Source organism: Micromonospora sp. NBC_01796, assembly GCF_035917455.1.
Lineage (GTDB): Bacteria > Actinomycetota > Actinomycetes > Mycobacteriales > Micromonosporaceae > Micromonospora_G.
On record NZ_CP109078.1, the window covers coordinates 3,440,915 to 3,465,329 of the forward strand.

The window sequence follows — 24,415 nt, forward strand, 5'->3', positions numbered from 1 at the left end:
CCTAGAGCTTAACCCCAGGGTTAAATCCTTGCCAGTGGTTCCTATCCCGTGACGGCTGGTACGGGTACGCCGAGCACCGCCTGCTCGTCCGGCCGGTGCACGAGCACATCGGCCAGGAACGACTGCACCGCCGGTGCCAGGCCCACGTCCCGCCCGGCCTGCTCGGACAGCCGCCACCGGTGCTCGATCACCTGCACGAACAGTTCCGCCGGCTCCAGCTTCTTGCGCAGATGCCCCGGCACCGCCCGTACGACGGGTTCGAAGACCTCGGTCAGCCAGCGGTGCGCGGACTGTTGCTCGTCGGACAGGTCGCTCTCGGCGCGGTAGGTGTCCAGGTCGTTGAGCAGGCGCCGGGCCTGGTTCTCCTCGGCGTCGAGCCCGGTCAGCCGGAGCAGTCGCCGGCTGTGGTAACCCGCGTCGACCACCTTCGGTCGGACCAGGTACCGCCCGTTGTCCACAAGGGACATCGCCACCTCGGCGACGTCGAAACCCATGTCGTTCAGCCGCCGGATCCGGCCCTCGATGTCGTGCCGGTCGTCCCGTTCCACCTGCTGCTCGTACGTGATCTCGTGCCAGAGCCGCTCGTAGCGTTCCACCACCTGGTCGGCGACCTCCTCCGGGTCGATCGCCTCGTGCAGCAGTCCCGCCGCCTGGAGGTCGAGCGCCTCACCGAAGATGTTCACCCGGGCGATCTCGATGTCCTCGCTGCGCTGCCCGTTCGACAGTTGGGTACGCAACGCGCCGGTCTCCGCGTCGACCAGGTAGGCGGCGAACGCCCCGGCGTCCCGGCGGAACAGGGTGTTCGACAGCGAGCAGTCGCCCCAGAAGAAACCGGTCAGGTGCATCCGTACGATCAGCGCGGCGAGCGCGTCCAGCAGCCGGGTCATCGTCTCCGGGCGCAGCGTGTGCGAGAACAGCGCCCGGTACGGCAGCGAGAACTGTAGATGCTTCGTGATCAGTACGGGATCCAGCGGCTCCCCGTGCTGGTCCACCCGGTCGGCGACGATCGCGATCGCCTGCACGGACGGGAAGTCGATCCGTTCCAGGGCGCGGAGCAGGTCGTACTCGCGTTCGGCGACCCGTTCCCCGGTCTCCTTGACCGCGTACACGGTGTTGGCGAGACGTACGAAACGTACGATATGCCGGGAAATGCCCTGCGGAAGTGCCACCAGATGGTCGGCCGGCCACTGCTCCAGCGGCGTCGACCACGGTAGGTCGAGCAGCGCCGGGTCAACGAGGGCCGAAGTGATGCGCACGACCCCAAGCATGCCGCCTCCGCCCCCGTTACCACCCCCCACCGTGTCCCGTCACACACCCCTCACCCCCCACCCCGGGGGACCCGCACTCATGTAGAGAAAACGTGCCTTGGGAGGGCGCAATTACCACTCTTTCTCTGTAAGTGTGCGGATCTTGGGGGGAGGGGGTGGAGGGTGTGTGCGGGCACGAGGGGTCCGCGCGGGGGCGGGGTAGCGTGGGCGGGTGCGAGAGAGCGGGCGGGGGACCGGAACGGTACGGCGATCGGCGCTGCGGCTGCGACCGGTGTACCCGGCCGGCTGGTGGTTCGACGCCCTGCTCCTGATCGGCCTGGCCGGCATCACCCTCGCCCTCGCCAACGGCCACCTCTACGGCCTCGACCAGTCCGTACGCGAGTGGAGCGACACCCACCGCCCCGACGTCGCGTACTGGATCGCCCGGGTGTTCAACTACCTCGGCCAGGGCGGCTGGCTGCTCACCCCGCTCGCCGCGATCCTCGGCATCGCCACCGGCCTGCGCTCCCGCTCGATCCGCCCCCTGCTGGTGGTCGCCGCCGCGTTCGTCGCCACGTACGTCACCATCGGGCCGTTCAAGATCTGGACCGACCGGGCCGCCCCCAGCTCAAAACTGCCGCCCGAAGAGTCCGTCAAGATCTTCAACAACCATCTGCCGGTGGGCGAATACAGCATGTCCTACCCGTCCGGGCACGTCGCCAACGCCATCATCTGGTACGGCGTGATCTCCCTGCTCCTGGTCGCCCTGCTGCGTACGCTGGGCCGACCGCACCCGCCCGCGGGCCTGGCGCTGGCGATCCGGATCGCGCCCCCGGCGATCGTCTTCTGCACCACCACCTACCTGAGCTTCCACTGGATCACCGACAGCGTCGCCGGACTCCTGCTCGGCCTCTTCGTCGACCGGATCCTCACCCGGGTGCCCTGGGACGACATCCCACTGCCGAGGCTGCCCGGCCACGTCGACCGACCCGGAGTGTTCACCTCCACCTCCTAGGCTCCCGTCCGTGGAACAACAGGGGGCAGCGTCGGCGCGGCTCGACCGGCGGCTCGGCGTACCCGACGCGGTGGTCATCGGACTCGGGTCGATGCTCGGGGCAGGCGTTTTCGTGGTCTTCGCCCCGGCGACCGCCGCCGCCGGGAGCGGGACCGGCCTGCTGATCGCACTGGCAATCGCCGGATTTGTCGCCTACTGCAACGCGACCAGCTCCGCCCGGCTCGCCGCCCGCTACCCCGAATCCGGCGGCACCTACGTCTACGGCAGGGAACGGCTCGGCGACCTCGCCGGCTTCCTCGCCGGCTGGGCCTTCGTCGCCGGCAAGACCGCGAGCTGCGCCGCGATGGCACTCACCATCGGGGTCTACCTCTGGCCAGGGCAGGCCAGACCGGTCGCGGTGGTGGCCGTACTCGCCGTCACCGTGGTCAACCTCGGCGGGATCGCCAAGACCGCCCGCGCCACCCGGTGGCTGGTCGCCGCCACCCTCACCGTGCTCGTCGCGGTCACGGCCGTCGGCCTCACCACCGGGTCCGCCGACGCGTCCCGGCTCGCCGACACCGCCGGCACCACCGGGTACGGCGTACTCGGCGCCGCCGGGCTGCTCTTCTTCGCCTTCGCCGGGTACGCCCGGATCGCCACCCTCGGCGAGGAGGTACGCGACCCGGAGCGGACCATCCCCCGCGCGGTACCGCTCGCACTCGGGCTGGTCCTGCTGGTCTACCTGGCCCTCGCCGGGGTGACCCTGTCCGTGCTCGGTGCCGACCGGCTCGCCGCCTCGTCGGCACCGCTGGCCGACGTGGTGACCGCCGCCGGCCTACCCGCCCTCGCCTGGCTGGTACGCGTCGGCGCGGCGGTCGCCGTCACCGGCGTACTGCTGGCGCTGGTCGCCGGGGTCGGCCGGACCATGCTGGCGATGGCCCGACGCCGTGACCTGCCCGGTGCGCTCGCCGCCGTACACCCCCGTCGACGGGTCCCGCACCGGGCCGAACTGCTGGTGGCGGGCGTGGTGATCATCCTGGTCAGCCTCGGCGACCTCCGTACGGCGATCGGCTTCTCGAGCTGCACCGTGCTGGTCTACTACGCGATCACGAACGCCGCCGCCCTCACCCTCGGGCGCGACGACGGCCGGCGGCTTCCCGTACAACCGCTGGCCGTGTTGGGGCTGGTCGGCTGCCTGGTCCTGGCCGCCACCCTCCCGCTCGGCAGCGTCCTCGCCGGCCTGGCCGTCCTGGGTGTGGGCGCCCTGACCCACACCCTCATCGCCCGAGGTCGTTAGCGGAGCCAGGTACCGGCGCGCATGACGCGGACGACCTGGAGGTCCTCGTCGAGTTCGACCAGGTCGGCGCGGTGACCGGGCAGCAGGGCACCGAAGTTGTCGCCCTGGCCGATCGCGCGGGCGGGGGTGGTGGAGGCCATCCGGCAGGCGTCGGGCAGGGCGATTCCGGCGTCGACCGCGCGGCGCAGGGCGGCGTCCATGGTGAGGGTGCTGCCGGCGATGGCACCGTCCCGGGCCAGCCGGGCCGCCCGGTCGGCGACCACGACCGTCTGGCCGCCCAGCTCGTACTCGCCGTCGGGCATGCCGGCGGCGGCCATCGCGTCGGTGATCAGGGCGGACCGGTCCGCGCCGCCGACCGAGGCGGCGAAGTTCAGCGTGCCGTCGTGCAGGTGGATGCCGTCGGCGACCAGTTCGCAGACCACGCTCGCCGCGCCGAGCAGCGCGAAGACCGGGCCGGGTTCGCGGTGGTGCGGGGCGCGCATGCCGTTGAACAGGTGGGTGGCGACGGTCGCCCCCGCGTTCACCGCGGCCATGGTCTGCTCGTACGTGGCGTCGGTGTGCCCGACCGCGGCGACCACACCCCGGTTGACCAGCAGCCGGATCGCGTCCAGCGCGCCCGGACGCTCCGGGGCGATGGTGACCATGCGGATCGCGCCCTCGCCCGCGTCGAGCAGTTCGCCGAGTTCGTCGAGCGACGGGTCGCGCAGGAACTCCGGGTTCTGCGCCCCGCACCGGGCCTGCGACAGGTACGGGCCCTCGAAGTGGATCCCGGCCAGCACCCCCTCCTTGACCAGCGGCGTGAACGCGGAGGTTGCCTGGTGCATCAGCTCGGTCGGTGAGCTCACCAGGCTGGCCAGCAGGGTGGTGGTGCCGTGGGAGAGGTGGAAGTCCGCCGCCCCGCGGGCCGCTTCGGCGTCCCCGGTGGTGAAGGTGTGCCCGCCGCCGCCGTGGGTGTGGATGTCGACGAAGCCCGGAACGATCCAGTTCCCGTCCCGGATCGACGGATACTCGGCAACCGCGGTGATCCGCTCGCCGTCGAACTCCACACACCCCTGCCGGATGACTCCGGTCGGGGTAACCACCTTGCCAGTCACGCGATCCGTCACGAGGGCTCCTACTACCTGTCGGGGATGGGGGCGGTGCCGATGGCGTCGAGGGCGAGCAGTGCGGCACCGAGGCAGCCGGCTTCGTCGCCGAGGGCGGCCCGTACCAGCTCGGGTTCCCGGTGGAAGGTCAACCGGGCGCGCAGGGCGGCGCGCAGCGGGACGAGCAGTTCGTCACCCGCCTCGGCCAGGCCGCCACCGACCACCACCACCGCCGGGTCGTAGAGCGCCTGCGCGATCAGCAGCCCGTCGGCGAGCGCCTCGACGGTCTCCTGCCAGATCCGGGTGGCGAGCTTCTCCCCGGCCGTCGCCCGGCGTACGACCTCGGCCGCGCTCGCCGGTTCGCCGGCCAGTTCGGTGTAACGGCGGCCGACGGCGGCGGCCGAGGCGATCGCCTCCAGGCAGCCGACCTGGCCGCAGCCGCAGCGGGGTCCGTCCGGTCGGACGACGATGTGCCCGAGTTCGCCGGCCGCGCCGTGGGCGCCGACGTACGCCGTACCGTCGATGGTGAGGGCTGCGGCGATGCCGGTGCCGATGGCGATGAAGAGGACGTACCGGCCGCCCTGGCCGGCACCGATCCGCGCCTCGGCGATGCCGCCCGCGCGTACGTCGTGGCCGAGCGCCGCCGGCAGCCCGAGGCGTTCGGTGACCAGGGCCCGCAGGGGTACGTCGCGGAAGCCGACGTTCGCCGACCAGACCGCCACCCCGGCGGCCTCGTCCACCACACCGGGTACCGCGATGCCGACCGCGACCGGGTCGAGCCCGTCGGCGCGGGCCCGGTCGGCCAGGCCCTCGGCCACCCCGAGGATGGTCTGCACCACGGCTTCGGGGCCGCGATCGGCGCGGGTGGGGTGCCGTTCGGTGTGGTGGTTGGTGCCGTCCGGCCGGACCAGGGCGCACTTGATGCCGGTGCCGCCCACGTCGAGCGCGATCACCACGGAGGGTTGGGCGGAGGGGGTGGGCCGGGCCGCCGGGGCGGCCTCGGTCACGTCAGCACCACGGAGCGGGTGAGGTTGCGCGGGGTGTCGGGGTCCAGGCCACGGCTGACGGCGAGGGCCACCGCGAACCGCTGGGCCAGGATCAGGTCGGCCATCGGGTCGAGCGGCGTACGCCCGGCGGCCCAGTCACCGAGCACGGTGTGGGTGCCGTTGGTGCGACTGTGGACGAAGGCGGCCCCGGTGCCGGCGATCTCCTCGGCCAGCCCCTCCGGGATGTCACCGAACGCCCACACCATCCGCCCCGGGCCGGCGATCGAGATCGGGCCGTGCCGGTAGTCCATCGCCGGGTACGCCTCGGACCAGAAGGTGGCCGCCTCCCGGCACTTCAGGGCGGCTTCCTGGGCGAGCCCGATGGTCCACCCCCGACCGAGGAAGGTCGCCTGTTCGATCTGGGCCGGGTCGACCGGCAGCGGTGCGCGTACGGCCACCTCGGCGTCGTGGGCCAGGGCGGTGAGGTTCTCGCCGAGATGTGCCCGGAGCAGCGCGAGTGCGCTGGTGGCGAAGCGGGTCTGCACCACTGACCGCTCGTCGGCGAAGGGGAGTCGTACGTCCGCGCTGGCGAGGTCGACGGCGGGTGAGTCGGGGTCGCCGACGATGACCGTGGCGGGGGTCCGGCCGTGTACGGCGACGAGCAGGTCGAGGACCTCGGTGGTGGTGCCGGAGCGGGTGATCGCGATGATCCGGTCGTAGTGGCGTCCGGCGGGGAACTCCGATGCCTGGAACGCGTCGGTCTCGCCCTGGCCGGCGCGTTCGCGCAGGGCGGCGTACGCCATGGCGATGAACCAGGAGGTGCCGCAGCCGACGACGGCGACCCGCTCACCCCGTCGGGGAAGTGCGTCGGCCGACGGGCCGGCGAGTGCGGCGGCCTGTAACCAGCAGTCGGGCTGGCTGTTGATCTCCGCGTCGACGTACGCCATCAGGGCTCCTCGCTGGCGAGAAATGCTGCGCGATACCGTTCGTTCCGCACGTCTTTCGCGCGTTATTCTGCTCGAAACATGTTCGACCTGGCAACTGTGCGCAGGTTCGCGCAAGCGCTCTCTTTGCGCCACCGTAGTTTCGCGCACTAGTGTGCACGCAATCAATCACCGTACGTGCATGGAGGCTCGCGGTGGACCGGTACGCGAGATGGAACGCCCTGCTGGAGCTGCTGACCGAGAGCGGCCGGGTCAGCGTGGAGGACGCCGCCGCGCGGCTCGACGTCTCGCAGGCGACCATCCGGCGTGACTTCGACCAGTTGGCCCAGCAGCAGATGATCAACCGGACCCGTGGTGGCGCGGTCGCCAACGGGGTCTCCTACGACCTGCCGCTGCGCTACAAGACGGCCAAGCACTCGGCCGAGAAGCAACGCATCGGGACCGCCGCCGCCGCGCTGGTCTCACCCGGCATGGTGGTCGGCCTCAACGGCGGGACCACCACCACCGAGGTCGCCCGCGCCCTCGCCGTACGTCCGGACCTCAACACCAGCGCCGACGGTGCACAGCTCACCGTGGTCACCAACGCCCTGAACATCGCCAACGAGCTGCTGGTCCGGTCCCGGATGAAGGTGGTGGTGGCCGGCGGCGTCGTCCGACCACAGTCGTTCGAACTGGTCGGCCCGCTCGGCGGGGCGCTCCTGCGCGAGGTCACCCTGGACGTGGCCCTGCTCGGGGTGGACGCGATCGACGTACAGCTCGGGGCGGCGGCCCACCACGAGGGCGAGGCGTCGATGAACAACCTGATGGTGGCCCGCGCGAAGCGCGTCGTGATCATCGCGGACTCGTCCAAACTGGGTGGTCACGCCTTCGCCCGGATCTGCCCGGTGGAACGGGTCGAGACCCTGGTCACCGACTCCGGGGCGGATCCCGCCATCGTCGAGGGCTTCCGCCAGGCGGGCGTACACGTCATCACCGCCTGACCAGTATCGGGCATTTTGGGTGTTCGGGGCTTCTTCCGCTGACATATCGACTACGGTGGCGCCAGTCATGACCGCTTGCACGGGAGGTCGGCGTTGACGGCCGTACTGGAGATCGAGGGTCTGCGGAAGACCTACCGGAGCAGACGCCGTGGCACCCGGCACGCCCTGGACGGATTCGACATGCTGGTCGAGGCGGGGCAGGTGCACGGCTTCCTCGGGCCGAACGGCTCCGGCAAGACGACGACCCTCCGTACGCTGCTCGGTCTGATCAAGGCCAACGGCGGCCGGATGGCGCTCCTCGGCCGTGAGGTGCCGGCCGCCCTGCCCGACGTCGCCGGCTCGGTCGGCGCGATCGTGGAGAGTCCGCAGTTCTTCCCGAACTTCACCGCACAGGACACCCTCTCCCTGCTGGCCGGTGCCGGCGGGGTCCCGCAGGCACGGGTCGCCGAGGTCCTCGAACTGGTCGGGCTCCGGGACCGGAGCAAGGACCGGGTCAGGTCCTACTCGCTCGGCATGAAACAGCGGCTCGCGGTCGCCTCGGCCCTGCTGAAGAACCCGCGCCTGCTGATCCTCGACGAGCCGGCCAACGGCCTCGACCCCGGCGGCATCCGGGAGATGCGGGCGCTGATGCGCAACCTGGCCGAGTCCGGCATGACCGTCGTGCTCTCCAGCCACATCCTCGGCGAGGTCCAGCTCATCTGCGACTCCGTCACCATCATCTCGCGCGGCCGTCGGGTCGCCGCCGGTCCGGTCTCCGAGGTCCTCGCCCAGCACGCCGGCAGTGGCCTCCGGGTACGCCTGGAAGCCGCCGCCGAACTGCCGCTGGCGGCCGAGGCGCTGACCCAGGCCGGTGCCAGGGTGAGCACCGAACCGGACCACCTGATGGTCTACGGCGTCGAGCAGCCCGCCTGGGTCAGCCGTACGCTCGCCGGCCACAACCTGTACGTCAGCGAACTCGCCCCGGTCACCGCCGACCTGGAGAGCGTCTTCCTGGACCTGACCGCCACCGCGCCGGTGCCCGGTCAGCATCGCCAGGTCGACGAGTCCGCGCTCGTCGGCGGCACCGGCACCGATCCAGGACCCGCCGGATCCGGCGGTACGCCGGGAGGTTGGGGAGTATGAGCCTCTACACGACCGAACTGCGCCGGATCTTCAAACGCCGGGTCACCCGGTTGATGCTGGCCCTGCTGGTCCTCGGGCTGGCCGGGATCGCGATCGCCTTCACCGTGAACAGCCACAAGGTCGGCCCGGCGCAGGTCGCCGCCGCCGAGGTCCGGGCCGAGGCGGCGTACCAGGAACAGATGCGGTACCACGCGGAATCCGTACGCGCCTGCGAGGCGGCCCAGGCGGCCGGTGCGGGGACCGACCAGTTCCCGCCCGACTGCGGCCGGGACTGGGCGCCGACCAGGGACAACTTCCAGGCGCAGTGGTTCATGCCGTACCAGTTCGAGTTCCGGGAGGAGTTCGGCGCCTTCATCGCGATCTTCGCCGGCATCCTGGCGCTGTTCGCGTTTGTCGTCGGCGCCTCGTACATCGGGGCGGAGTGGCACACCGGCGGGATGACCAACCTGCTGCTGTGGCGGCCGAAGCGGCTGACCGTCCTGTTCACCAAGCTGGCCGCCCTGCTCAGTACGCTCCTCGGCCTCAGCCTGGTGCTCGGTGCGCTGTGGACGGCCGCGTTCTGGCTGATCGGCCGGTTCGACGGGATCACCGGGAAGATGACGCAGGGGGTCTGGGAGTCGTTCGCGCTCTCCGGTCTCCGCGCGGTCGGCCTGGTGCTAGCGGTCGGCGCGATCGCCTTCGGCCTGGCCTCCCTGGGCCGGCACACCGCGATGGCGCTCGGCGTCGCCGTGGGCGTCACCGTGGTCAGCGAGATCGGCGTACGGACCATCATGGGCCTGATCGGCACCCCGTTCGGTGACCGGTACGTCCTGTCCACCTATGCGCTGGCCTGGTTCGAGAAGAGGTGGACCCTCTTCGACTACGACGCGTGCAACTTCCGGGGAGGCGAGTGCGTACCGGGTGAACTCGTCGTCACCTGGCAGGACTCGGGCCTGGTCTTCGGCATCGGCACGGTGGTGGTCCTCGCCGCCGCGATCTGGTCCATGCGCCGCCGCGACGTCACCTGATCCGGACCGTTCGTCGACGAAGCTCGCGGTTCGGGGATCTGGGAGTTCGGGCCGGGCGCGATTAGGCTGGTGGGGCCGTGCGACGGGTGCGGCTGCCGAGGTCTGCGAGGAGCGCCATGAAGCCGGGTGCTGACGCTCCAGCCACCGACGACGACAATCCCGCGGCGCAGACTCCGGCGTCGACCACCGCGCCGGTCGTACCCGGACAGCGGATCGCTCCGGAGCACCGAACCGATCCGGAATCGCCCGATCACGAGCCCGATGACGCCGAAGCGGCCGAGCAGCCGGCAGCCGCGAAGACCGTCGGGCTGACCGAGCGGGAGCAGGAGATCCTCGTCTTCGAGCGGCGGTGGTGGAAGCACGCCGGAGCCAAGGAGCAGGCGATCCGGGACTCCTTCGACCTGTCCGCGACCCGTTACTACCAACTGCTCAACGCCCTGCTGGACAACCCGGCCGCGCTCGCCGCCGAGCCGGTGCTGGTGGCCCGACTGCGCCGGCTGCGCGCCGCCCGCTCCCGTACCCGCCGCCGCTGACAGCCGATCACGCTGGCGGCAGGACGGGAACGGGTGTTACTTCTCGTACGTCCGAAGGCCGTTGCCGAGCGCGATGAACGTGGGCGCCCACTCGCCGACGAAGATGCCCCAGCGGTCCGCGCGGTCGATCTCCGCACCCTTTTCGAACTGCTTGGACATCAACCAGCAGCCGAATGACAGGGCGATGCTGGCAAAGCCCGCCGCGTAGCAGTGGTCCGACTTCAGCCCCATGTCGTGCAGCTTCTGCAACATCTGGCCCCCCAATCGCGCGGTGTCGTCACCCGGGCGTGGGCGGGCACACCGTTCACGCTTGACGTTACCGTCGGTGATGGCGAAGGATCCTCGTGTTCGCGATAACCGTCCGCCCGGCACGTACTTTCACCGGCTGCGCGGGTATTCCGCGCGTGGGAAGGGACTCATTCCCTGAGAGTGTCGGGTCCGTTCGGGTAGACATGGATCAAGGCGAAACTTCCTCGACAACCCTTCGATCGAGCGCAGCCCCGCTGCCTCGCGGCAGAGCCGGAGACCTCAGGATGATGCAGGTATGGTCCGCCTCCGAAGCGGCACCGGACCGACTGGCCAACGAGGATCACGTCTTCCAGTACGGGCAGCTCGTCGGCGTACTCGACGGGGCGACCGTGCCGGAGGGCTTCGACACCGGTTGCGTACACGGTCCCGCGTGGTACGTCCGCCGGCTCGCCGCGCGGATCGGCCTGGTCGCCGCGGACCGTCCCGGCGCCACCCTGATGGAGATCCTCGCGGGCGCGATCGACGCCGTACGCGGGGACCACGGCAACCGGTGCGACCTGGGTCATCCCGGCACCCCGTCCTCCACCGTCTGCATGATCCGGCAGGGCAGCGAGCACGTCGACTACCTGGTGCTCTGCGACAGTCCGCTGGTCGTGGACCTGGGCAGCCGGTTGCAGGTGATCACCGACGACCGGTTGGACACGACCATGGTCGGGGTGAAGTCGGCCGCGTTCGCGGGCGGGGCGGGCAACGACGACAGCGACCCGCAGGCGGGGTTCCGCCGCTCGGTGACCTGGCAGCGGCAGCAGATGAACACCCCGGGCGGCTACTGGGTCGCCGCCGCCGACCCGGACGCCGCGTACCACGCCATCGGCGGCGGGCTGTCGCTGACCGGGCCCGACCGGGTACGCCGGGTCGCCCTGCTCACCGACGGTGCGTCGTACGCGGTCGACAAGCTGGGCCTGTTCGACTGGCACAACCTGTTGGCCCTGCTCACCGCCGAGGGGCCGAGCGAGTTGATCCGGCGGGTCCGTGCCGCCGAACAGGACAACGGCGACGGCCAGGACCGGCACCGGTTCAAGCGGTACGACGACGCCACGGCCGCCCTGTGTCGCTTCGACCGCTGACCCGCTGCTCGTCCGCTCTCACCGATCCCGTCCCAGATCGGAGCGCCACCGGAGCCGATCGACGTGGCGGGGCTACTGTCGGTCACCGCCGCCCCGGCCGTTCATGCAGCCGCGCAGGCTGTACCGGACAGGGCCTCTCGGCGTAACGGCCGCGCTTGGCCAAAGCGGTGGACGAGGCGGGTGCGCGCCGGGAACACTCCGAACGTGAGCAGCAACGTACAACTGACGCCGATCGACGAGCAGACCCTGGAGCCGTTGCTGTCAGTAGCCGTCGCGGAGGCGGAACCCGACGACGTGATGCCGCCGGTCGAGGCACCGGCCGGGTGGTCGCACGCACGGCGGGAGGCGTTCCGGGAGTTCCACCGGGCGCGCTTCGACGGCCTGGACGGCAACGCCCGTACGCTGATGTTCGCGATCATGGTCGACGGTGACGTGGTGGGCATGATCCGGATGAGTCACCACGACAAACCGGCGACCATGGAAACCGGGATGTGGCTCGGCAAGTCGGCCCGGGGTCAGGGCATCGCCGCCACCGCGTTGCGACTACTGCTCGCCGAGGCGGTCGGCGCCGGCGCCCGCCTGGTGGTGGCCGAGACCACCGCCGACAACGCCCCCGCCCTCGGCGTCCTGCGCCGCGCCGGCGCCGAGTTCGACCGCAACGGCGACGCGGTCCGCGCCCGCATCCGCCTCGGCTGACCACCCCGGTCCCCCACCCCGCCCGCCCCGCCCGCTCCACCCTCCCCGCCCACCCCGCCCGCCCTCCCCGCCCTCCCCGCCCGGCGATCTTGCAGTTTGGGTGCCTGAAATTGCGGCATTAGTTCGGACTTGTGAACCACCACAACTGCAAGATCGCGGGCTTTCGTGGGGTGGGGTGGGTGGGGGTGGGGGTGGGGAGGGGGTTAGGCGGTTTTGAGGCGGTTGCGGTAGGCGCGCATTGAGGCCTGGGAGCCGCAGGTGGCACTGCAGTAGAGGCCGGAGGTGTTGCGGGTCTTGTCGAAAAAGCCGGAGTGGCAGGAGGAGTTCTTGCACACCTTCACCCGCGACCAGCCGCCCCGGGCGGCGAGGTCCGCGACGGCGGCGAAGAGCGAGCCGAACGCCCCCGGTACGCCGGACTGGGACGCGACGAGCGTGCAGCCCTCGGCACTGATCCTCGGGGTGAGCGGGTAGCGCTCCGCGATGCGCTGGAGATATGCCTCGGCGTCCGGAACCGCCGTTTCGTCGTCGACGCAGCCGGCGTGCGACCGGAGGATCGTGACGAAGGCCGCGCGTAGCTCCTGGGCGGCGACTGCGTCGGAGTACGTGGCGGAGGGAGCGGCGTCGGCGAGGCCGGCTCTGGTCAGCCAGTCGGCCAGCCCGGTCCGGCCGTCGAGCAACTCGGGTTGTCCGTCGCCCGTGGGGCGGGTGTTGACGAAGCCCAGGATCAGATCCGAGCTGTCACACACGCTGGGCGCACAGGCGTCCGCCTCCGTTCCCGGCATGGTCAACCACCTCCTCGTGCGACAAAACTACCGTACCTCGGGCCTGATGCCGAGGTGATGAGCTAAGTCACTACGGCAATAACGCACACGATGCTGCTCGACTTGCCGTTAGGACCGAAGGTGATACGGTCGTTGCAGCGGCGCGGTTCGTGGCGCGCCCGACACCGATCGGCGGCCCGTTGTGGGGCCGCGTCACCCAGGGAGTATTCATGCCATCGATTCTTATGATCCTGACCTCGGCCCGCACCTGGAGCCTGCGGGACGGGGGTCAACGCCCCACCGGCTTCTGGGGCGAGGAGTTCGTGGTGCCGCACCGCCTGCTCACCGAGGCCGGAGTGAACGTCACCATTGCCACCCCCGGCGGACTGGTCCCCGTCGCCGACGAGTTCAGCCTGGTGCCGGAGACGAACGGGGGCGACGTCGAGAAGGTGGCCGACCTCAGGGCGTACCTGGAGCGGGTCGCCCACCTGCTGGAAAAGCCCGCCCGGCTGGAGGACATCGACCCCGCCGACTTCGACGGTGTACTCATCCCCGGTGGTCACGGCCCGATGCAGGACCTGGCGGTGAACCCCGACGTCGCCCGGGTGCTGGCCACCCTGCTGCCCGACGAGAGCAAGGTGGTCGCCGCTCTCTGCCACGGCCAGGCGAGCTTCTTCTCCGCCGGCAACCCGGACGGCAACTGGCTGTTCAAGGGACGCAAGCTCACCGCGTTCACCGACGAGGAGGAGACCCAGACCGGTCTCGCCGCCAACGCCCTCTGGCTGTTGGAGGAGCGGCTCCGTGGGGGCGGCGCCGAGTTCACGTCCGGTCCGGCCTGGGGGTCGTACGTGGTGGTCGACGGCAACCTGGTCACCGGTCAGAACCCCGCGTCCGGCGAGGCGGCGGCCAAGGCCATCCTGAAGGAGCTGGCCGACCGCGCCTGAGCGCCCGGCACCGGCCGCGAAACGCACCCGCCGGCTCACGGCGCTGTTCTGCCGTGAGCCGGGGAGTCGCGTCGGTGTTACTTCTGGTACCCGTTGTTGTCGCAGGTCCTGCGCTGGAAAACGCAGTTCTTGGTGCGCTTGTTCATGGTGGTGGTGTCCCACATGACAAACGCGTCACCGTGCATCGACGAGGCGCTCTTGCCCTCCTTGTCGGAGGAGAGGTAGTAGCCCGCGGGGGTGCCCTTCACGCCGTACTGGATGTCGAAGGTGATCGCCGGGATCTTCACCGGGTGACTCGACGGGCAGGCGTCGCCGGAGGGGTACGCCACGTGGTCCTTGTGGTTGGGGCTGTCCAGGTGCTTGCCGTCCCAGCACCCCGGGAACTGCATCATGAAGTGCAGCGTGGCGTCCCCGCCGCAGATGGGCCAGTTGCCGTTGGTGCTGCGGGCGATGCCGTCGAGGTCGCCGGGGCCGTAGAAGGCGCAGTAGAACTGGCCGGTCGCGCCGCGCGGCGTCGGCGTCCTCTTCTTGGCGTCGCCACTGATCATGCGCAGGCCGTTCGGCATTGGCAGCTGACCGGCCGGGTTCTTCGTCTGCGCGCGGTAGTAGACCCGGAAACCCGTGGTCTCGACCGGCTGGCCGGTTCCGTTGTCGTAGAGCGTCGGCACCCAGTAGGCGGAGTGGTCCTGGATCGGCTTGCAGGAGGTGGCCGTGAACTTCGTCAGGTCCTCGGCCACGGTGTGCGCGTCAACGGCCTTGTTGCCGACGAACGAGTGCATGTGCGAGGCGCCCGGAAGGCCGGGCACGACGATCGGGTCGTCCGGCAGCCGGTGGCTGTACTGGCAGTCCGCGCGGAACTCCGGGAGATTGCCCACGCCGGCCGGAACGGGGTCGATCTTCAGCGCGTTGTACGCGTTGACCTGTGCCTTCCACGCCGCGTCGTCAACCGGGAGCCAACCGGGCGCGGTGTTCTTCGGCCTGGTCACGGCCTGCGGCCCCGCCGCCCCCGCCGCTGCCGACGGCGACGCCCCGCCGGCCGGAGGGGCCGACCCCGATGCCGCCGGGGTGGCCGACGGCAGCGAGCCGAGCGCCTCCGTCTGCCCGGGCTGACCGTTCGTCTGCCCGGTCGACGGCGAGGCGTACGCGAGGGAGTTGGCCGCGTTCGCCGGATCGGGCTCGGCGGCCGGGTCGCCACCCAGGTACACGGCTGCGGCCGCGACGACGATCACGACCGCGGCCGCGCTGGCGGTCACACCGGCGACCATGCTCAGCCTGTTACCGGCGAGTCGCCCCAGGAGGCCGGGACGTGGCGGCGGACTTGCGTCGGGTTCGCGGAACGAGCTGTATGACACGGGTTACTCCCCAACAAGCAAGACACGACAAGCTGACCGGACGGCCACGGCCGCCGTATGTTAGGCGCTTTCGACCCGTACCCGAAAGTTTCTTAAAGCCTTCTTAAAGCGGGTAGCGAGAATTGTCCTTCGAAGGCATCGAAGGACCATTCCTGCACATGGGGATTACGAAAAAACAACTGACAATATCGTGGGTCAGCCGGGACTGTGCTGCTCCGCGTACGCGGCGAGCCAGGCGACCTGGACGGGATCGAGCGACCCCCGTACCCGTTTGCGGGCGGCGGCGACGTGCGCGGCGGTGACCGTGGCCGCGGACAGTGACTCCCGCATCGCGACCAGCGCGGCCTCCCGGATCAGCGCCGCACAGTCGGCCGCCGAGAACCCGTCCAGCGACTCCGCCACCGTCACCAGGTCCACGTCCGGTGCGAGCGGGACCGGCTTCGCCACCGCGCGCAGGATGTCGGCCCGGCCACCGGCGTCCGGCGGCGGTACGTAGACCAGCCGCTCCAGCCGGCCCGGACGCAGCAGCGCCGGGTCGACCAGGTCGGGTCGGTTCGTCGCCCCGACCACTATCACGTTCCGCAGGGTCTCCACCCCGTCGAGTTCGGTCAGCAGGGCGGCGACCACCCGGTCCGTGGTGCCGCCGTCGGTGGCCTGGCCACGGGTCGGGGCGAGCGCGTCCACCTCGTCCAGGAAGATCAGTGTCGGTGCGGCGTCGCGGGCCCGGCGGAACAGTTCGCGTACGGCACGTTCGCTCTCGCCGACCCACTTCGAGAGCAGTTCGGCGCCCTTGACCGACAGCACGTTCGCCCGCCCCGAGCCCGCGAGCGCGGTGACCAGGAACGTCTTGCCGCAGCCGGGCGGGCCGTAGAGCAGCACCCCGCGCGGCGGCTGCACCCCGAGCCGGGCGAACGTGTCCGGATAGGTGAGCGGCCAGAGCACCGACTCGGTCAGCGTCTCCTTGACCTCCGCCATGTCACCGACGTCGTCCAGCGTCACCGTCGCCAGCCGCAGCGTCGACGACGACATCGAGGTGGGGCGGACCACCTCCAGCGCGGCGGTGAAGTCGAGCATCGCCACCACCGGCGAGGCGTCCGTGCGTTGACGCAACGCCGCCCGGACCCCGGCCTCGCGGGCCAGCGCGGCCAGGTCGGCGGCGACAAATCCGGGTGTACGGGCGGCGACCTCGTCCAGGCGTACGTCCTCGGCGAGCGGCATCTGCCGGGTCAGTACGGTCAACTGCTCCCGCCGCAGGGCGGTGTCCGGCAGCGGCACCGCCAGTTCCAGCGACAGCAGGTCCGGGGCGCGCAGCGACGGGTCCACCGCCTCCGGACGGCTGGTCGTGCAGACCACGGCGGCACCGGCCCGGATCGTCTCGCCGAGCAACTGCCGGAACACGGTGGCCAGCGGACCCGGCTGCTCGTACGGGGCGAGCGCCTCGACATCCGTCACCAGGAGTACGGCCGGACCGTCGGCGCGTACCGAGGTGGTGACCTCGTCCAGCCGGCGGGCGGCGGCGTCGTTGGTCAGGGCCGCCAACTCGGGTGCCCAGATCGCCTCGACCCGTGCTCCCACCGTGCCGGCCACCGCTCGGACCAGCGCGGACTTGCCGGACCCGGCCGCACCGGTGATCAGCACACCGAGGGAGACGGTGGTGCCGAGCCGCCCCAGCACCTCTCCGTGGTGGAAGCCGAGGTCGAGCAGCTCGCTCAGCGCCTGCGCCTGGGCCCGTACGCCGGGCAGGTCGGCCAGGCTCGGCGTCGGTTCCGCCACCGGTTCGGCGGTGGCGGTTCGGGGCGGGGTGCTGTTCGCGAGGGGGGCGGTGTTCCGGTCGGGGAGTGGCAGCCGGGCCCGTTCCGTAGCGGCGTTCGCGGTCGCCCCGGTGCGGGCGGCCGGTGCCGGGGCTGTGCTCGTCGGGAGGTCGTCGGACCAGCCGACAACGGTGTCCATGGTGACCAGGGCGGCGGACGAGGGCTCGGCGGCGGTGACGGTGACCAGGGTGCTGGTCCAGGCGTACCCCATGGTGTTGGCCAGGCTCCGCCGGGCGGCGTCGAGCAGGGCCCGCACCCCCTCGTCCGGCAGGACGTCCCGGGGCAGCAGCGACACGTCGTCGCCCACGGTGACCAGCTTGCCGAGCAGGGCGAGCCGGAGCAGCTCCGCCCGTACGACCGCGGTGACCTCCGGCGGTCCGGCCAGGACCACCCGACGGGCGGCGACCACCGGCGCCGGTGCGACCGTCACCGGGTCACCGGCGCGCACGCCCAGGTTGCCGAGCAGGAGATCGTCGGCGTGCAGCAGGTCCCGGCCGGTGCCCGTCTCCGCACGGGCCACGATGCCGGCGGTGGTACGGCGACCGGTCAGCCGTACGGGATCACCGGGATGCAGCCCCAACGCGGTCAGTACGGTCGGATGCAGCCGGACGATGCCCCGGCGGGCGTCCAGGGTCGCCGATCGCAGGTTCGCGGTGAGAATGAGATCGGGCTCGGCCACCGGCCGAGCGTAGCCGCCGGAAGCACCCCGGATCCGTCTTCCCGGGCTCGCCCCGTCGTTACGGCCCGGCCGGGCACGTCACTGCTCGTCGGAGCCGCCGAGCAGCGACGGGTCCCGCCGGATCAGTTCGGCCAGCCGGGCGGCCGAGTCGACCGACGACTCGCCGGGCGCCGCCGCCCAGCCCGGCATCGGCTGCACCGGCAGCGGCCAGGTCGGCGGGGCCGGAGCCGGTACGGGTGCCACCGGTTCGTCGGCCGGGACCACCGTCACCCTCCCCTCCGACCAGCCGACCCGGATGGCGGCGTGCGACGTACCCTGCTCCATCGACAGGCGGACGGTGAGGCCCGGATGGTGGGCGACCACCCGCCGGACCGCGTCGGCCACGTCGTCGACCGGGGTGCGCTGCGCCGGCACGGGCGGCCGGACGCTCGCGCCCGCGGACCGGAGGTTCTCCGTCGACGAGCGGATGGTCTCGGCCGGGGGACGGAGACCGGCGTTCGGGGACCGGGTGGGTTCGGCCTGGTAGCGGTTGCCCTCGACCGGATAACGGCCGCTGTCGGCCGGCGGGTGGTTGCTCTCGGCCGCCGGGCGGGGTGCGTCGACCGGGGGTCGATCACCCTCCGTAGGCGCGCCGGAGCGCCGCCGCAGCAACTCCTCCCGCCGGGCCATCCGGGCCAGCGCGTCGTCCAACTCGCCTCGCATCACGCCACCTTTCCCGACCGTCGTGCCCTGGTCACGGGCTACGACTCCCGCTCCCGGATCGCCCGGTCCAGCGCACGGTCCAGGACGACCAGCAGGGCGTCGCGTACCGATAGCCGATCCCGGGCGTCGAACCGCACCAGCGGCACATGTTCGCCGATCGCCAGCGCCCACCGGATCGAGTCCAGGTCGTGGGCGAGCTGTCCGTCGAACGCGTTCACCGCGACGACAAAGGGCAGTCTCGCGCGCTCGAAGAAGTCGATCGCAGGGTAGCAGTCATCCAGCCGGGCGCTGTCGACGACAACCAGCGCCCCGAGGGCCCCCCGGGCCAGGTCGTCCCACATGAAACCGAACCTGGACTGACCGGGAGTGCCGAAGAGGTAGAGCTTCAGACTGCGGTCGATGGTGACGCAGCCGAAGTCCATCGCCACGGTTGTCGTGGTCTTCTCCGACCGGGTGCCGGGGTCGTCCACGCCGATTCCGGCGGTGGTCATCTCCGCCTCGGTGGTCAGCGGTGCGATCTCCGAGATGGCACCGACCGTGGTGGTCTTACCGACGCCGAAGCCACCGGCGATGAGGATCTTCACCGGGATCGGCGCGGACTTGGGACGACCCGGTGCGGCTCCGCCGGCCCCCATCGGCTCCCCGTAGTCGAGACCGGCGCTCGGGCGGGCGTGCCGGGCGGCGGGCGCGGACGGCCCGACGTACCCGGCCGGGATGGCGTTGCCACCCGGTCCGCCGTGGCTGGCCGGTCCGCCGTACCGACTCGGCGCACTGTTGACGGGGGAGCTGGCGGCCGTCGGGGCGGCCAGCCACTCAGGAGATCGCACGAAGTCCATCGATCACTCGCAGAATGAGGTCGGGGTCGTGGGCATCCTCGATGTCATAGGTGTGCACATCGAGGTGACCGGTGGCCCGGAGGTCACCGACCAGAATCTTGGTTACGCCGAGATGCAACCGCAAGCGAGCGGAGATCTCGGCCACCGACATCGGTTCGGCGCAGAGCGTGACGATGTCCTGTAGCTCCGGTGCGAGTCGACCCAGCGGCGGACTGGTCCAGGAGGGCCCGTCCGGCCGGGCGGTGACCTGCGTCTCCAGGCAGATCGCCGGGTCGACGCTGTCCACCCGGCCGGCGGTGAGGACAAACGGCCGCAGCCCCTGTGGCACCGGGGCGCCGAACCCCGACTCCGCGTTGGAGACGTCGCTGTCGATCTCCGGATCGGGTTCGCCGGGTCTCGACGCCGCCGCCTGCAGGTAGGGGCGGATCCGGATGGCCGGCTCGGGCTCTCTCCCCGCGCCGGCCGCGGGCCGGGTCACGACTGTACGGAGTTCTTCAACTCGACGATGAGCCGAGGCGTGAGCGCACTTCCCGCCCGGCCCGCGAAGAGCGTCATCTCGTACGCGACCGTGCCCAGGTTTGCTGAGCGGTCAGCGACGACGCCGAGTACGGAGCCACTGCTGATCGAGCTGACCAGCAGATAACCGTCGGTCATGTCCACGATCACCCGATTCAGTCCGCCGAGTGAGTACCAGTTGGCCGCGCCCCCGGCGAGGCTGGTCATGCCGGAGACGACCGCTGCGAGTCGCTCCGCGTTGGACCGGTCCTTGATCGCGGACATCGCCATCAGCAGTCCGTCGGACGAGACCGCGATCGCCTCGACCACCCCGGCCGTGTTGGTGGTGAACGAGTCCAGCAGCCAGTTGAAGGTCCGGGCTTCCTGGCTGAGCTCTCCGGTGGCCGCACCGGACTGCTCACGGTCGATGCTGTCGCGGATGAAGGGGCTGGTCATCGTGGTGTTTCCTCTTCGTGACGGTGGTCGGTACGGACTTCGCTCAGGGCACGGGCCACCCCGGCCTCGAACTGGGTGACGAGGTTCCGGACCTCATCCGGGTTGTCGGGGCGGCTGCCGGACCGGTGCCGGTCCCAGCGGGGTGCCGGTCCGGTCGGCTCCAGGTTGCGGCCCGGTACCCGCCGGGTGAGCTGCACCGGTCCCGCCGCTACCGGGGCCACCTCCGGTGCCACGCCCCGGGTCGCCCCCTCCGGCTCCCCGACCGGGGAGGTCGTTCCCGGCTGCTGGCGCTGCGCCCGTCGTACGCCGGCTTCGAACTCCTCGATCAGCGCGCGGACCACGGAGGGGTCGGCCGGCTGAGGGCCGCTGTTGCGGCCCGGTCCCCGGCCGGCCGCGCCGGGTCCGTTGTTGGCGGGCAACTGGGCGCCGGGGACCCGCTGGCGCAGTCCGAGCGCCTTGGCGGCACCGGCTTCGTCGGCCGCCGTCGCCGCCTCCCGGGTGTCGCCCGACCCGGCCGGGGCGGTCGTACCGTCGACCGGTGCCCCGGCGAACGCGTTCCATGGCACGCCCGCCGCCAGCGACCGGCTGGCCCGGTCCAGCAGCGCCGCGTCGAACACCGGCTCCACCAGGCTCTCGACCGGCAACGCGTCCAGTTCCGTACGGGCCCCGGCCGGCGCCTCGACTCCGCTGCGCCCGGCTCCCGGTTCGGGTTCACCCGGCCCGCTCGGCGTGAGCTGCACCGGTGCGACCTGGGGCGCCGTGAGCTGCGAGGGCTCGGTCTGGACCGGCTCGGTCTGGACCGGCTGGGCCTGCGCCGGTTCGGCCTGCACCGGTGGGGCGAGTGGCGTGCTGACCAGCGCCCGGATCGGGTCGGCGACCGGTCCGATCGGCGCCGGTTTCCGGGTCGGCAACGTCCCGGCCGGGGCCGGATCCGCGTTCTGCACGACCTCCGCCCAGGTCAGTGATGTCGTCGGTACGGTGGCCCGCGCCACCGCGACCGCCGACGACTCGGTCCGGCGGGCCACCAGGAGCCGGTCGGCGATCTCGATCTCCACGGTCACCCCGCCGCCGGAGGTCGCCGACAGGGTCACCTGCCAGCCGTGCCGGCGGGCCAACCGACCGACCACGAAGAGTCCGAGCACCTCGGTCGGGGCCAGGTCGAGCCGTTCCCGCAGGGTCAACCGGGCGTTCTCCTCGGTCAACCGTTCGCCGGTCATGCCGATGCCGTGGTCGACCAGGGTCAGCTTCACCCCGCCCTCGACCACCTCGCCGGTGACCGTCACCCGGGTGTGCGGCGGGGAGAAGGCGGTGGCGTTCTCCATCAACTCGGCCAGGGTCAGTACGAGATCACCGATGACCGCCGGTGCCACGCCCATGTCGACCCGTACCTGGACGTCGACCCGGGTGTAGTCCTCGATCTCACCGAGGGCGAGCCGGACGACGTCGCCGAGCGGCATCGGCGCCACGTGCCCGTCGGCGCCGGCCGAGCCGGAGAGGACAACCAGGCTGCTCGCGCTGCGGCGCAGTCGGCTGGAGACGTGGTCGAGGCGGTAGAGGTGCTGCAGTCGGGTGGGGTCGGTCTCCTGGTGCTCCAACCGGTCGATCAGGGCGATCTGCCGGCCGACCAGGTTCTGCGTCCGCCGGCCGACGTGACCGAACATCTGCGCCACGTTGCGCCGGCTCGCCGCCTGCCGTTCGACCAGGCGGGCCGCCGTACCCTGCACCCGGTCGAAGGCGCGGGCCAGGTCGCCGATCTCGTCGCGGGCCCGGATGTCGACCGGGTCCAGTCGGATCGAGGTGGCCGACTCGGACTCGTCGTCGGCGATCCGGACCAGTTCCCCCTCGGCGACCCTGGCCACCCGGTCGGCGGACTGGGTGAGCCGGATCAGCGGCCGGGCGACCGTACGGGCCACCGCCAGGCTGAGCAGGACCACCACCAGGAGGGTGAGCAGAACCAGCCCGCCGACCCAGTACGCAGTGGTCAGCGCCGCCCGCTGTTCCGCCGTCACCTGGCGGATGACATCGGTGACGATCCGCTTCTCCACGAACTGCCCGAGGGTGATCAGGGAGGCGACCGCGGGGAAGAGCCGTTGCATGCTGAACCCGGCGATCGTGCCCTCGGGGTCCTGGACGAACCGGGTGAGGAACTCGCTGCTGGTCCGGTTCGCCACCGCGTCCTCGACCAGCCGGTAGAGCGCGTTCTGTTCCGGTGTGGCGAAGGCGCTGAACCGGGTCGTGTTGACCGTCAGGGCGGCCATGTTGCCGACGTACGCGGTGATCGCGGCCTGGTCCTTGCTCGCGACCACGAGCACGATGATCGACGCCCCGGCGCTGATCCCCTCGTCCGTACGGAGCACCGCGTCGAGTGCGACGACCTGGCGCCCCTGCGGCGTGGCGGTGTCCACCCCGTCCATCAGGTGCAGGGATTCGATCAGCGCCACGTTGATCGGCCCGAACTTGCCCAGGACCTGCTCCGGGGTGGCCTTGCGGCTGAGCACCGCGGTACGCAACTCGGCGAGCTGCTGCACTCCGGCGATCGCGGTCGACACCCGGTCGGTGAGCTTGTCCCCGAGGTCGGCGCGCAGGTCGGCGATCTCGTCGCTGACCGTGGCCGACTGCTGGATCAGCGTGGAGCGGGTGGCGTGGCCGAGCAGGTAGCCGATGGAGAGCAGCCGTTCCTGCTGCAACTCCTGCACCAGCGAGCCGATCCGGCCGGCGGTGCGTACCGCCTCGGCGGTGTCGGCGGCGCGGCTGGCCTGGCTCACCCGTTCGACGACCACCGGTACGGCCAGGCCGACCATGGTGATCAGCGGGGTGATGACCAGCAGCGCGAGCTTGGCCCGGATCCGGAGCCTACCGAGCAGCATCGGAACGCCCCCAACCGCCGGGGCCGTCGGAACCGGCACCGGCCGTGGCGACCGGACGACCGGGCGGTTGCGTGCCCGGTGCGCCGGCCGGTCCGGAGGCGGACCATTCGGCGAGTGCGTCCCAGCGGCCCGGTTCGGCGCTGACCGGCTCGGCCACAGGGCCGTCCGGGGTGCCCGGTGCGGCCGGTGCGGTGCCGCGACGACGGCCGCTGAGCACGATCGCCGTGGCCAGGCCGGCCATGAGCACCAGTGCCAGGGCGGCGGCGCCGTAGGTGACCTGCTGGTCGCGGGCCAACCGGTTGTTGCGGGCGTCGATCAGGGCGGAGAGTTCGGTGAGGATGATCGCGGAGAGTTGCTCGGCGGCGGCGTGGGCGGTCACCCGGGCCCCGGCGATCTGGGTCAGATCGGCCTGGGAGGTGCCGTCGGTCAGCGCGGCCGACGCGCTGAGGGCCTCGGTCGCGCGCTGGTAGCTGTCGAGCTGGTTGAGCAGGTTGCCACCGAGGTTGGGGCTGTCGGTGCTCTCCACCGCGGACTGCAGGGAGTCGATCAGGTCGGCGGCCGGGTCGAGCAGCGACGTACGGGCGGCGGTCAGCTCGGCGACCGTGGTCAGGCGTTCGGTGGACCGTCGGGCCGCTCCGATCACCGCGAGGTCGGCGAGCCGTCCGGCGGCGACCATCGCGTTGGGTAGTTCCTCCCCGACGGCATCCTGGAGGTAGTACGAGTCGGCCTCGGGGTCGCGCATCAGTCCGGAGCTCTCCCGCACCTTGGCGTAGAGGGCCAGCAGCAGGTCGGCGGCCTCGCGGTAGACGGTGTACGCGGCCTCGGGGTTGCTGGGTCCGCCGCGGTCGGGCAGGGCCTCGATCTTGGCCCGTACGCCGGCCCACCGCTCGCGGGTGCGCAGTTCGGCGCCGAGCCGGGTGTCGACGGCGGTGGTCCGTTCCACCGCCGTGGCCAGGGCCTCGCGCAGCACCGGGCGGCCGGCCACGGTCGCCGACTGGGCCTCGGTGAGGGCCACCGTCACGTCGGCGAGCGAGCGCAGATACTCGACCCCGTGCTGTTCCCGGCCGGCCAGTTCCTGATCGGCGTCGACCGATCGCTGTAGCTGTACGAAGAGCACGGCAACCGGCACCAACAAGATCACCACGAGGAACAGGCGCAGTGCGTTACCGGGCGCGTTCGGCCATCGTCGGGGCCGCTGCGCGGGAACTGTCATCGTGTATCTCCTCCGGCGACGGCCAAGGTCCG

The 24,415-nt window shown here is 71.5% G+C and carries 23 protein-coding genes; 9 read left to right on the forward strand and 14 right to left on the reverse strand.

Features of this window, described 5'->3' with window-relative positions; all coding sequences use genetic code 11:
• Positions 1-41: 41 nt before the first annotated feature.
• Positions 42-1,268 carry a DUF4032 domain-containing protein gene (locus OIE47_RS15930; RefSeq protein ID WP_326562274.1) on the reverse strand — a complete coding sequence of 409 codons (1,227 nt, stop codon included), beginning with the start codon at positions 1,266-1,268 and terminating at the stop codon, positions 42-44.
• A 211-nt stretch (positions 1,269-1,479) separates the two neighbouring features.
• Between OIE47_RS15930 and OIE47_RS15935 the strand changes: the two genes are divergently transcribed.
• On the forward strand, positions 1,480-2,262 hold the full coding sequence (locus OIE47_RS15935; protein ID WP_326562275.1) for a phosphatase PAP2 family protein: 783 nt from the start codon (positions 1,480-1,482) through the stop codon (positions 2,260-2,262).
• Positions 2,263-2,353: 91 nt separating this feature from the next.
• Positions 2,354-3,538, forward strand: coding sequence for an APC family permease (locus OIE47_RS15940; protein WP_442792159.1), 1,185 nt, complete (start codon positions 2,354-2,356; stop codon positions 3,536-3,538).
• Here OIE47_RS15940 and nagA read toward each other — a convergent pair.
• From nagA to OIE47_RS15955, 3 genes are read right to left on the reverse strand one after another with little or no spacing between them, the layout of a single operon-like run.
• On the reverse strand, positions 3,535-4,644 hold the full coding sequence (gene nagA, locus OIE47_RS15945; protein WP_326562277.1) for an N-acetylglucosamine-6-phosphate deacetylase: 1,110 nt from the start codon (positions 4,642-4,644) through the stop codon (positions 3,535-3,537). The two genes, OIE47_RS15940 and nagA, sit on opposite strands and share 4 nt — an antisense overlap.
• Positions 4,645-4,655: 11 nt before the next feature.
• A complete protein-coding gene (locus OIE47_RS15950; protein ID WP_326562278.1) occupies positions 4,656-5,630 on the reverse strand; it encodes an ROK family protein in 975 nt (324 codons plus the stop codon).
• Positions 5,627-6,556 carry an SIS domain-containing protein gene (locus OIE47_RS15955; protein WP_326562279.1) on the reverse strand — a complete coding sequence of 310 codons (930 nt, stop codon included), beginning with the start codon at positions 6,554-6,556 and terminating at the stop codon, positions 5,627-5,629. Before OIE47_RS15955 ends, OIE47_RS15950 begins: the two co-directional genes overlap by 4 nt.
• Positions 6,557-6,747: 191 nt before the next feature.
• On the opposite strand from OIE47_RS15955, the gene OIE47_RS15960 reads away from it, so the two are divergent.
• The 4 genes from OIE47_RS15960 (at position 6,748) to OIE47_RS15975 (ending at position 10,195) form a co-directional block, all read left to right on the forward strand.
• The gene (locus OIE47_RS15960; RefSeq protein WP_326562280.1) at positions 6,748-7,533 is read left to right on the forward strand and encodes a DeoR/GlpR family DNA-binding transcription regulator; all 786 of its coding nucleotides are present in this window, start codon (positions 6,748-6,750) and stop codon (positions 7,531-7,533) included.
• A 180-nt stretch (positions 7,534-7,713) separates the two neighbouring features.
• Positions 7,714-8,655 (forward strand): ATP-binding cassette domain-containing protein, encoded by a 942-nt coding sequence (locus OIE47_RS15965; RefSeq protein ID WP_326563111.1) that lies wholly within the window; start codon positions 7,714-7,716, stop codon positions 8,653-8,655.
• Positions 8,652-9,662, forward strand: a complete 1,011-nt coding sequence (locus OIE47_RS15970) for an ABC transporter permease subunit (protein WP_326562281.1) — start codon at positions 8,652-8,654, stop codon at positions 9,660-9,662. Before OIE47_RS15965 ends, OIE47_RS15970 begins: the two co-directional genes overlap by 4 nt.
• 116 nt (positions 9,663-9,778) lie before the next feature.
• Positions 9,779-10,195, forward strand: a complete 417-nt coding sequence (locus OIE47_RS15975; protein ID WP_326562282.1) for a DUF3263 domain-containing protein — start codon at positions 9,779-9,781, stop codon at positions 10,193-10,195.
• Positions 10,196-10,231: 36 nt separating this feature from the next.
• On the opposite strand, the gene OIE47_RS15980 is transcribed toward OIE47_RS15975, so the two are convergent.
• Positions 10,232-10,447 (reverse strand): hypothetical protein, encoded by a 216-nt coding sequence (locus OIE47_RS15980; RefSeq protein ID WP_326562283.1) that lies wholly within the window; start codon positions 10,445-10,447, stop codon positions 10,232-10,234.
• Between the two features lie 281 nt (positions 10,448-10,728).
• Here OIE47_RS15980 and OIE47_RS15985 point away from each other — a divergent pair, with 281 nt between their 5' ends.
• Both OIE47_RS15985 and OIE47_RS15990 read left to right on the forward strand, forming a co-directional pair.
• Positions 10,729-11,571: a hypothetical protein gene (locus OIE47_RS15985; protein WP_326562284.1), complete on the forward strand. Its 843-nt coding sequence runs from the start codon at positions 10,729-10,731 to the stop codon at positions 11,569-11,571.
• 204 nt (positions 11,572-11,775) lie between these two features.
• Positions 11,776-12,267 carry a GNAT family N-acetyltransferase gene (locus tag OIE47_RS15990; RefSeq protein ID WP_326562285.1) on the forward strand — a complete coding sequence of 164 codons (492 nt, stop codon included), beginning with the start codon at positions 11,776-11,778 and terminating at the stop codon, positions 12,265-12,267.
• A 203-nt stretch (positions 12,268-12,470) separates the two neighbouring features.
• Here the strand turns inward: OIE47_RS15990 and OIE47_RS15995 are convergent, their stop codons facing one another.
• The gene (locus OIE47_RS15995; RefSeq protein ID WP_326562286.1) at positions 12,471-13,049 is read right to left on the reverse strand and encodes a CGNR zinc finger domain-containing protein; all 579 of its coding nucleotides are present in this window, start codon (positions 13,047-13,049) and stop codon (positions 12,471-12,473) included.
• Positions 13,050-13,258: 209 nt separating this feature from the next.
• Between OIE47_RS15995 and OIE47_RS16000 the strand changes: the two genes are divergently transcribed.
• Positions 13,259-13,972, forward strand: coding sequence for a type 1 glutamine amidotransferase domain-containing protein (locus tag OIE47_RS16000; RefSeq protein WP_326562287.1), 714 nt, complete (start codon positions 13,259-13,261; stop codon positions 13,970-13,972).
• A 77-nt stretch (positions 13,973-14,049) separates the two neighbouring features.
• Here the strand turns inward: OIE47_RS16000 and OIE47_RS16005 are convergent, their stop codons facing one another.
• The 8 genes from OIE47_RS16005 to OIE47_RS16040 all read right to left on the reverse strand — a co-directional run bounded on the left by OIE47_RS16005 (position 14,050) and on the right by OIE47_RS16040 (position 24,383).
• Positions 14,050-15,225, reverse strand: a complete 1,176-nt coding sequence (locus tag OIE47_RS16005; protein WP_326562288.1) for a DUF1996 domain-containing protein — start codon at positions 15,223-15,225, stop codon at positions 14,050-14,052.
• 294 nt (positions 15,226-15,519) lie between these two features.
• Complete coding sequence (locus OIE47_RS16010; RefSeq protein ID WP_326562289.1) at positions 15,520-17,814, reverse strand: AAA family ATPase; 2,295 nt, start codon at positions 17,812-17,814, stop codon at positions 15,520-15,522.
• A 78-nt stretch (positions 17,815-17,892) separates the two neighbouring features.
• Positions 17,893-18,516, reverse strand: coding sequence for a hypothetical protein (locus OIE47_RS16015; RefSeq protein ID WP_326562290.1), 624 nt, complete (start codon positions 18,514-18,516; stop codon positions 17,893-17,895).
• Between the two features lie 38 nt (positions 18,517-18,554).
• The gene (locus tag OIE47_RS16020; RefSeq protein ID WP_442792102.1) at positions 18,555-19,352 is read right to left on the reverse strand and encodes a GTP-binding protein; all 798 of its coding nucleotides are present in this window, start codon (positions 19,350-19,352) and stop codon (positions 18,555-18,557) included.
• A complete protein-coding gene (locus OIE47_RS16025) occupies positions 19,330-19,830 on the reverse strand; it encodes a DUF742 domain-containing protein (RefSeq protein WP_326562291.1) in 501 nt (166 codons plus the stop codon). The genes OIE47_RS16020 and OIE47_RS16025 overlap by 23 nt, the downstream gene beginning before the upstream one ends.
• The gene (locus OIE47_RS16030; RefSeq protein WP_326562292.1) at positions 19,827-20,303 is read right to left on the reverse strand and encodes a roadblock/LC7 domain-containing protein; all 477 of its coding nucleotides are present in this window, start codon (positions 20,301-20,303) and stop codon (positions 19,827-19,829) included. The genes OIE47_RS16025 and OIE47_RS16030 overlap by 4 nt, the downstream gene beginning before the upstream one ends.
• A complete protein-coding gene (locus OIE47_RS16035) occupies positions 20,300-23,170 on the reverse strand; it encodes a sensor histidine kinase (RefSeq protein ID WP_326562293.1) in 2,871 nt (956 codons plus the stop codon). Before OIE47_RS16035 ends, OIE47_RS16030 begins: the two co-directional genes overlap by 4 nt.
• Positions 23,157-24,383, reverse strand: a complete 1,227-nt coding sequence (locus OIE47_RS16040) for a hypothetical protein (RefSeq protein ID WP_326562294.1) — start codon at positions 24,381-24,383, stop codon at positions 23,157-23,159. The genes OIE47_RS16035 and OIE47_RS16040 overlap by 14 nt, the downstream gene beginning before the upstream one ends.
• Positions 24,384-24,415: the final 32 nt, after the last annotated feature.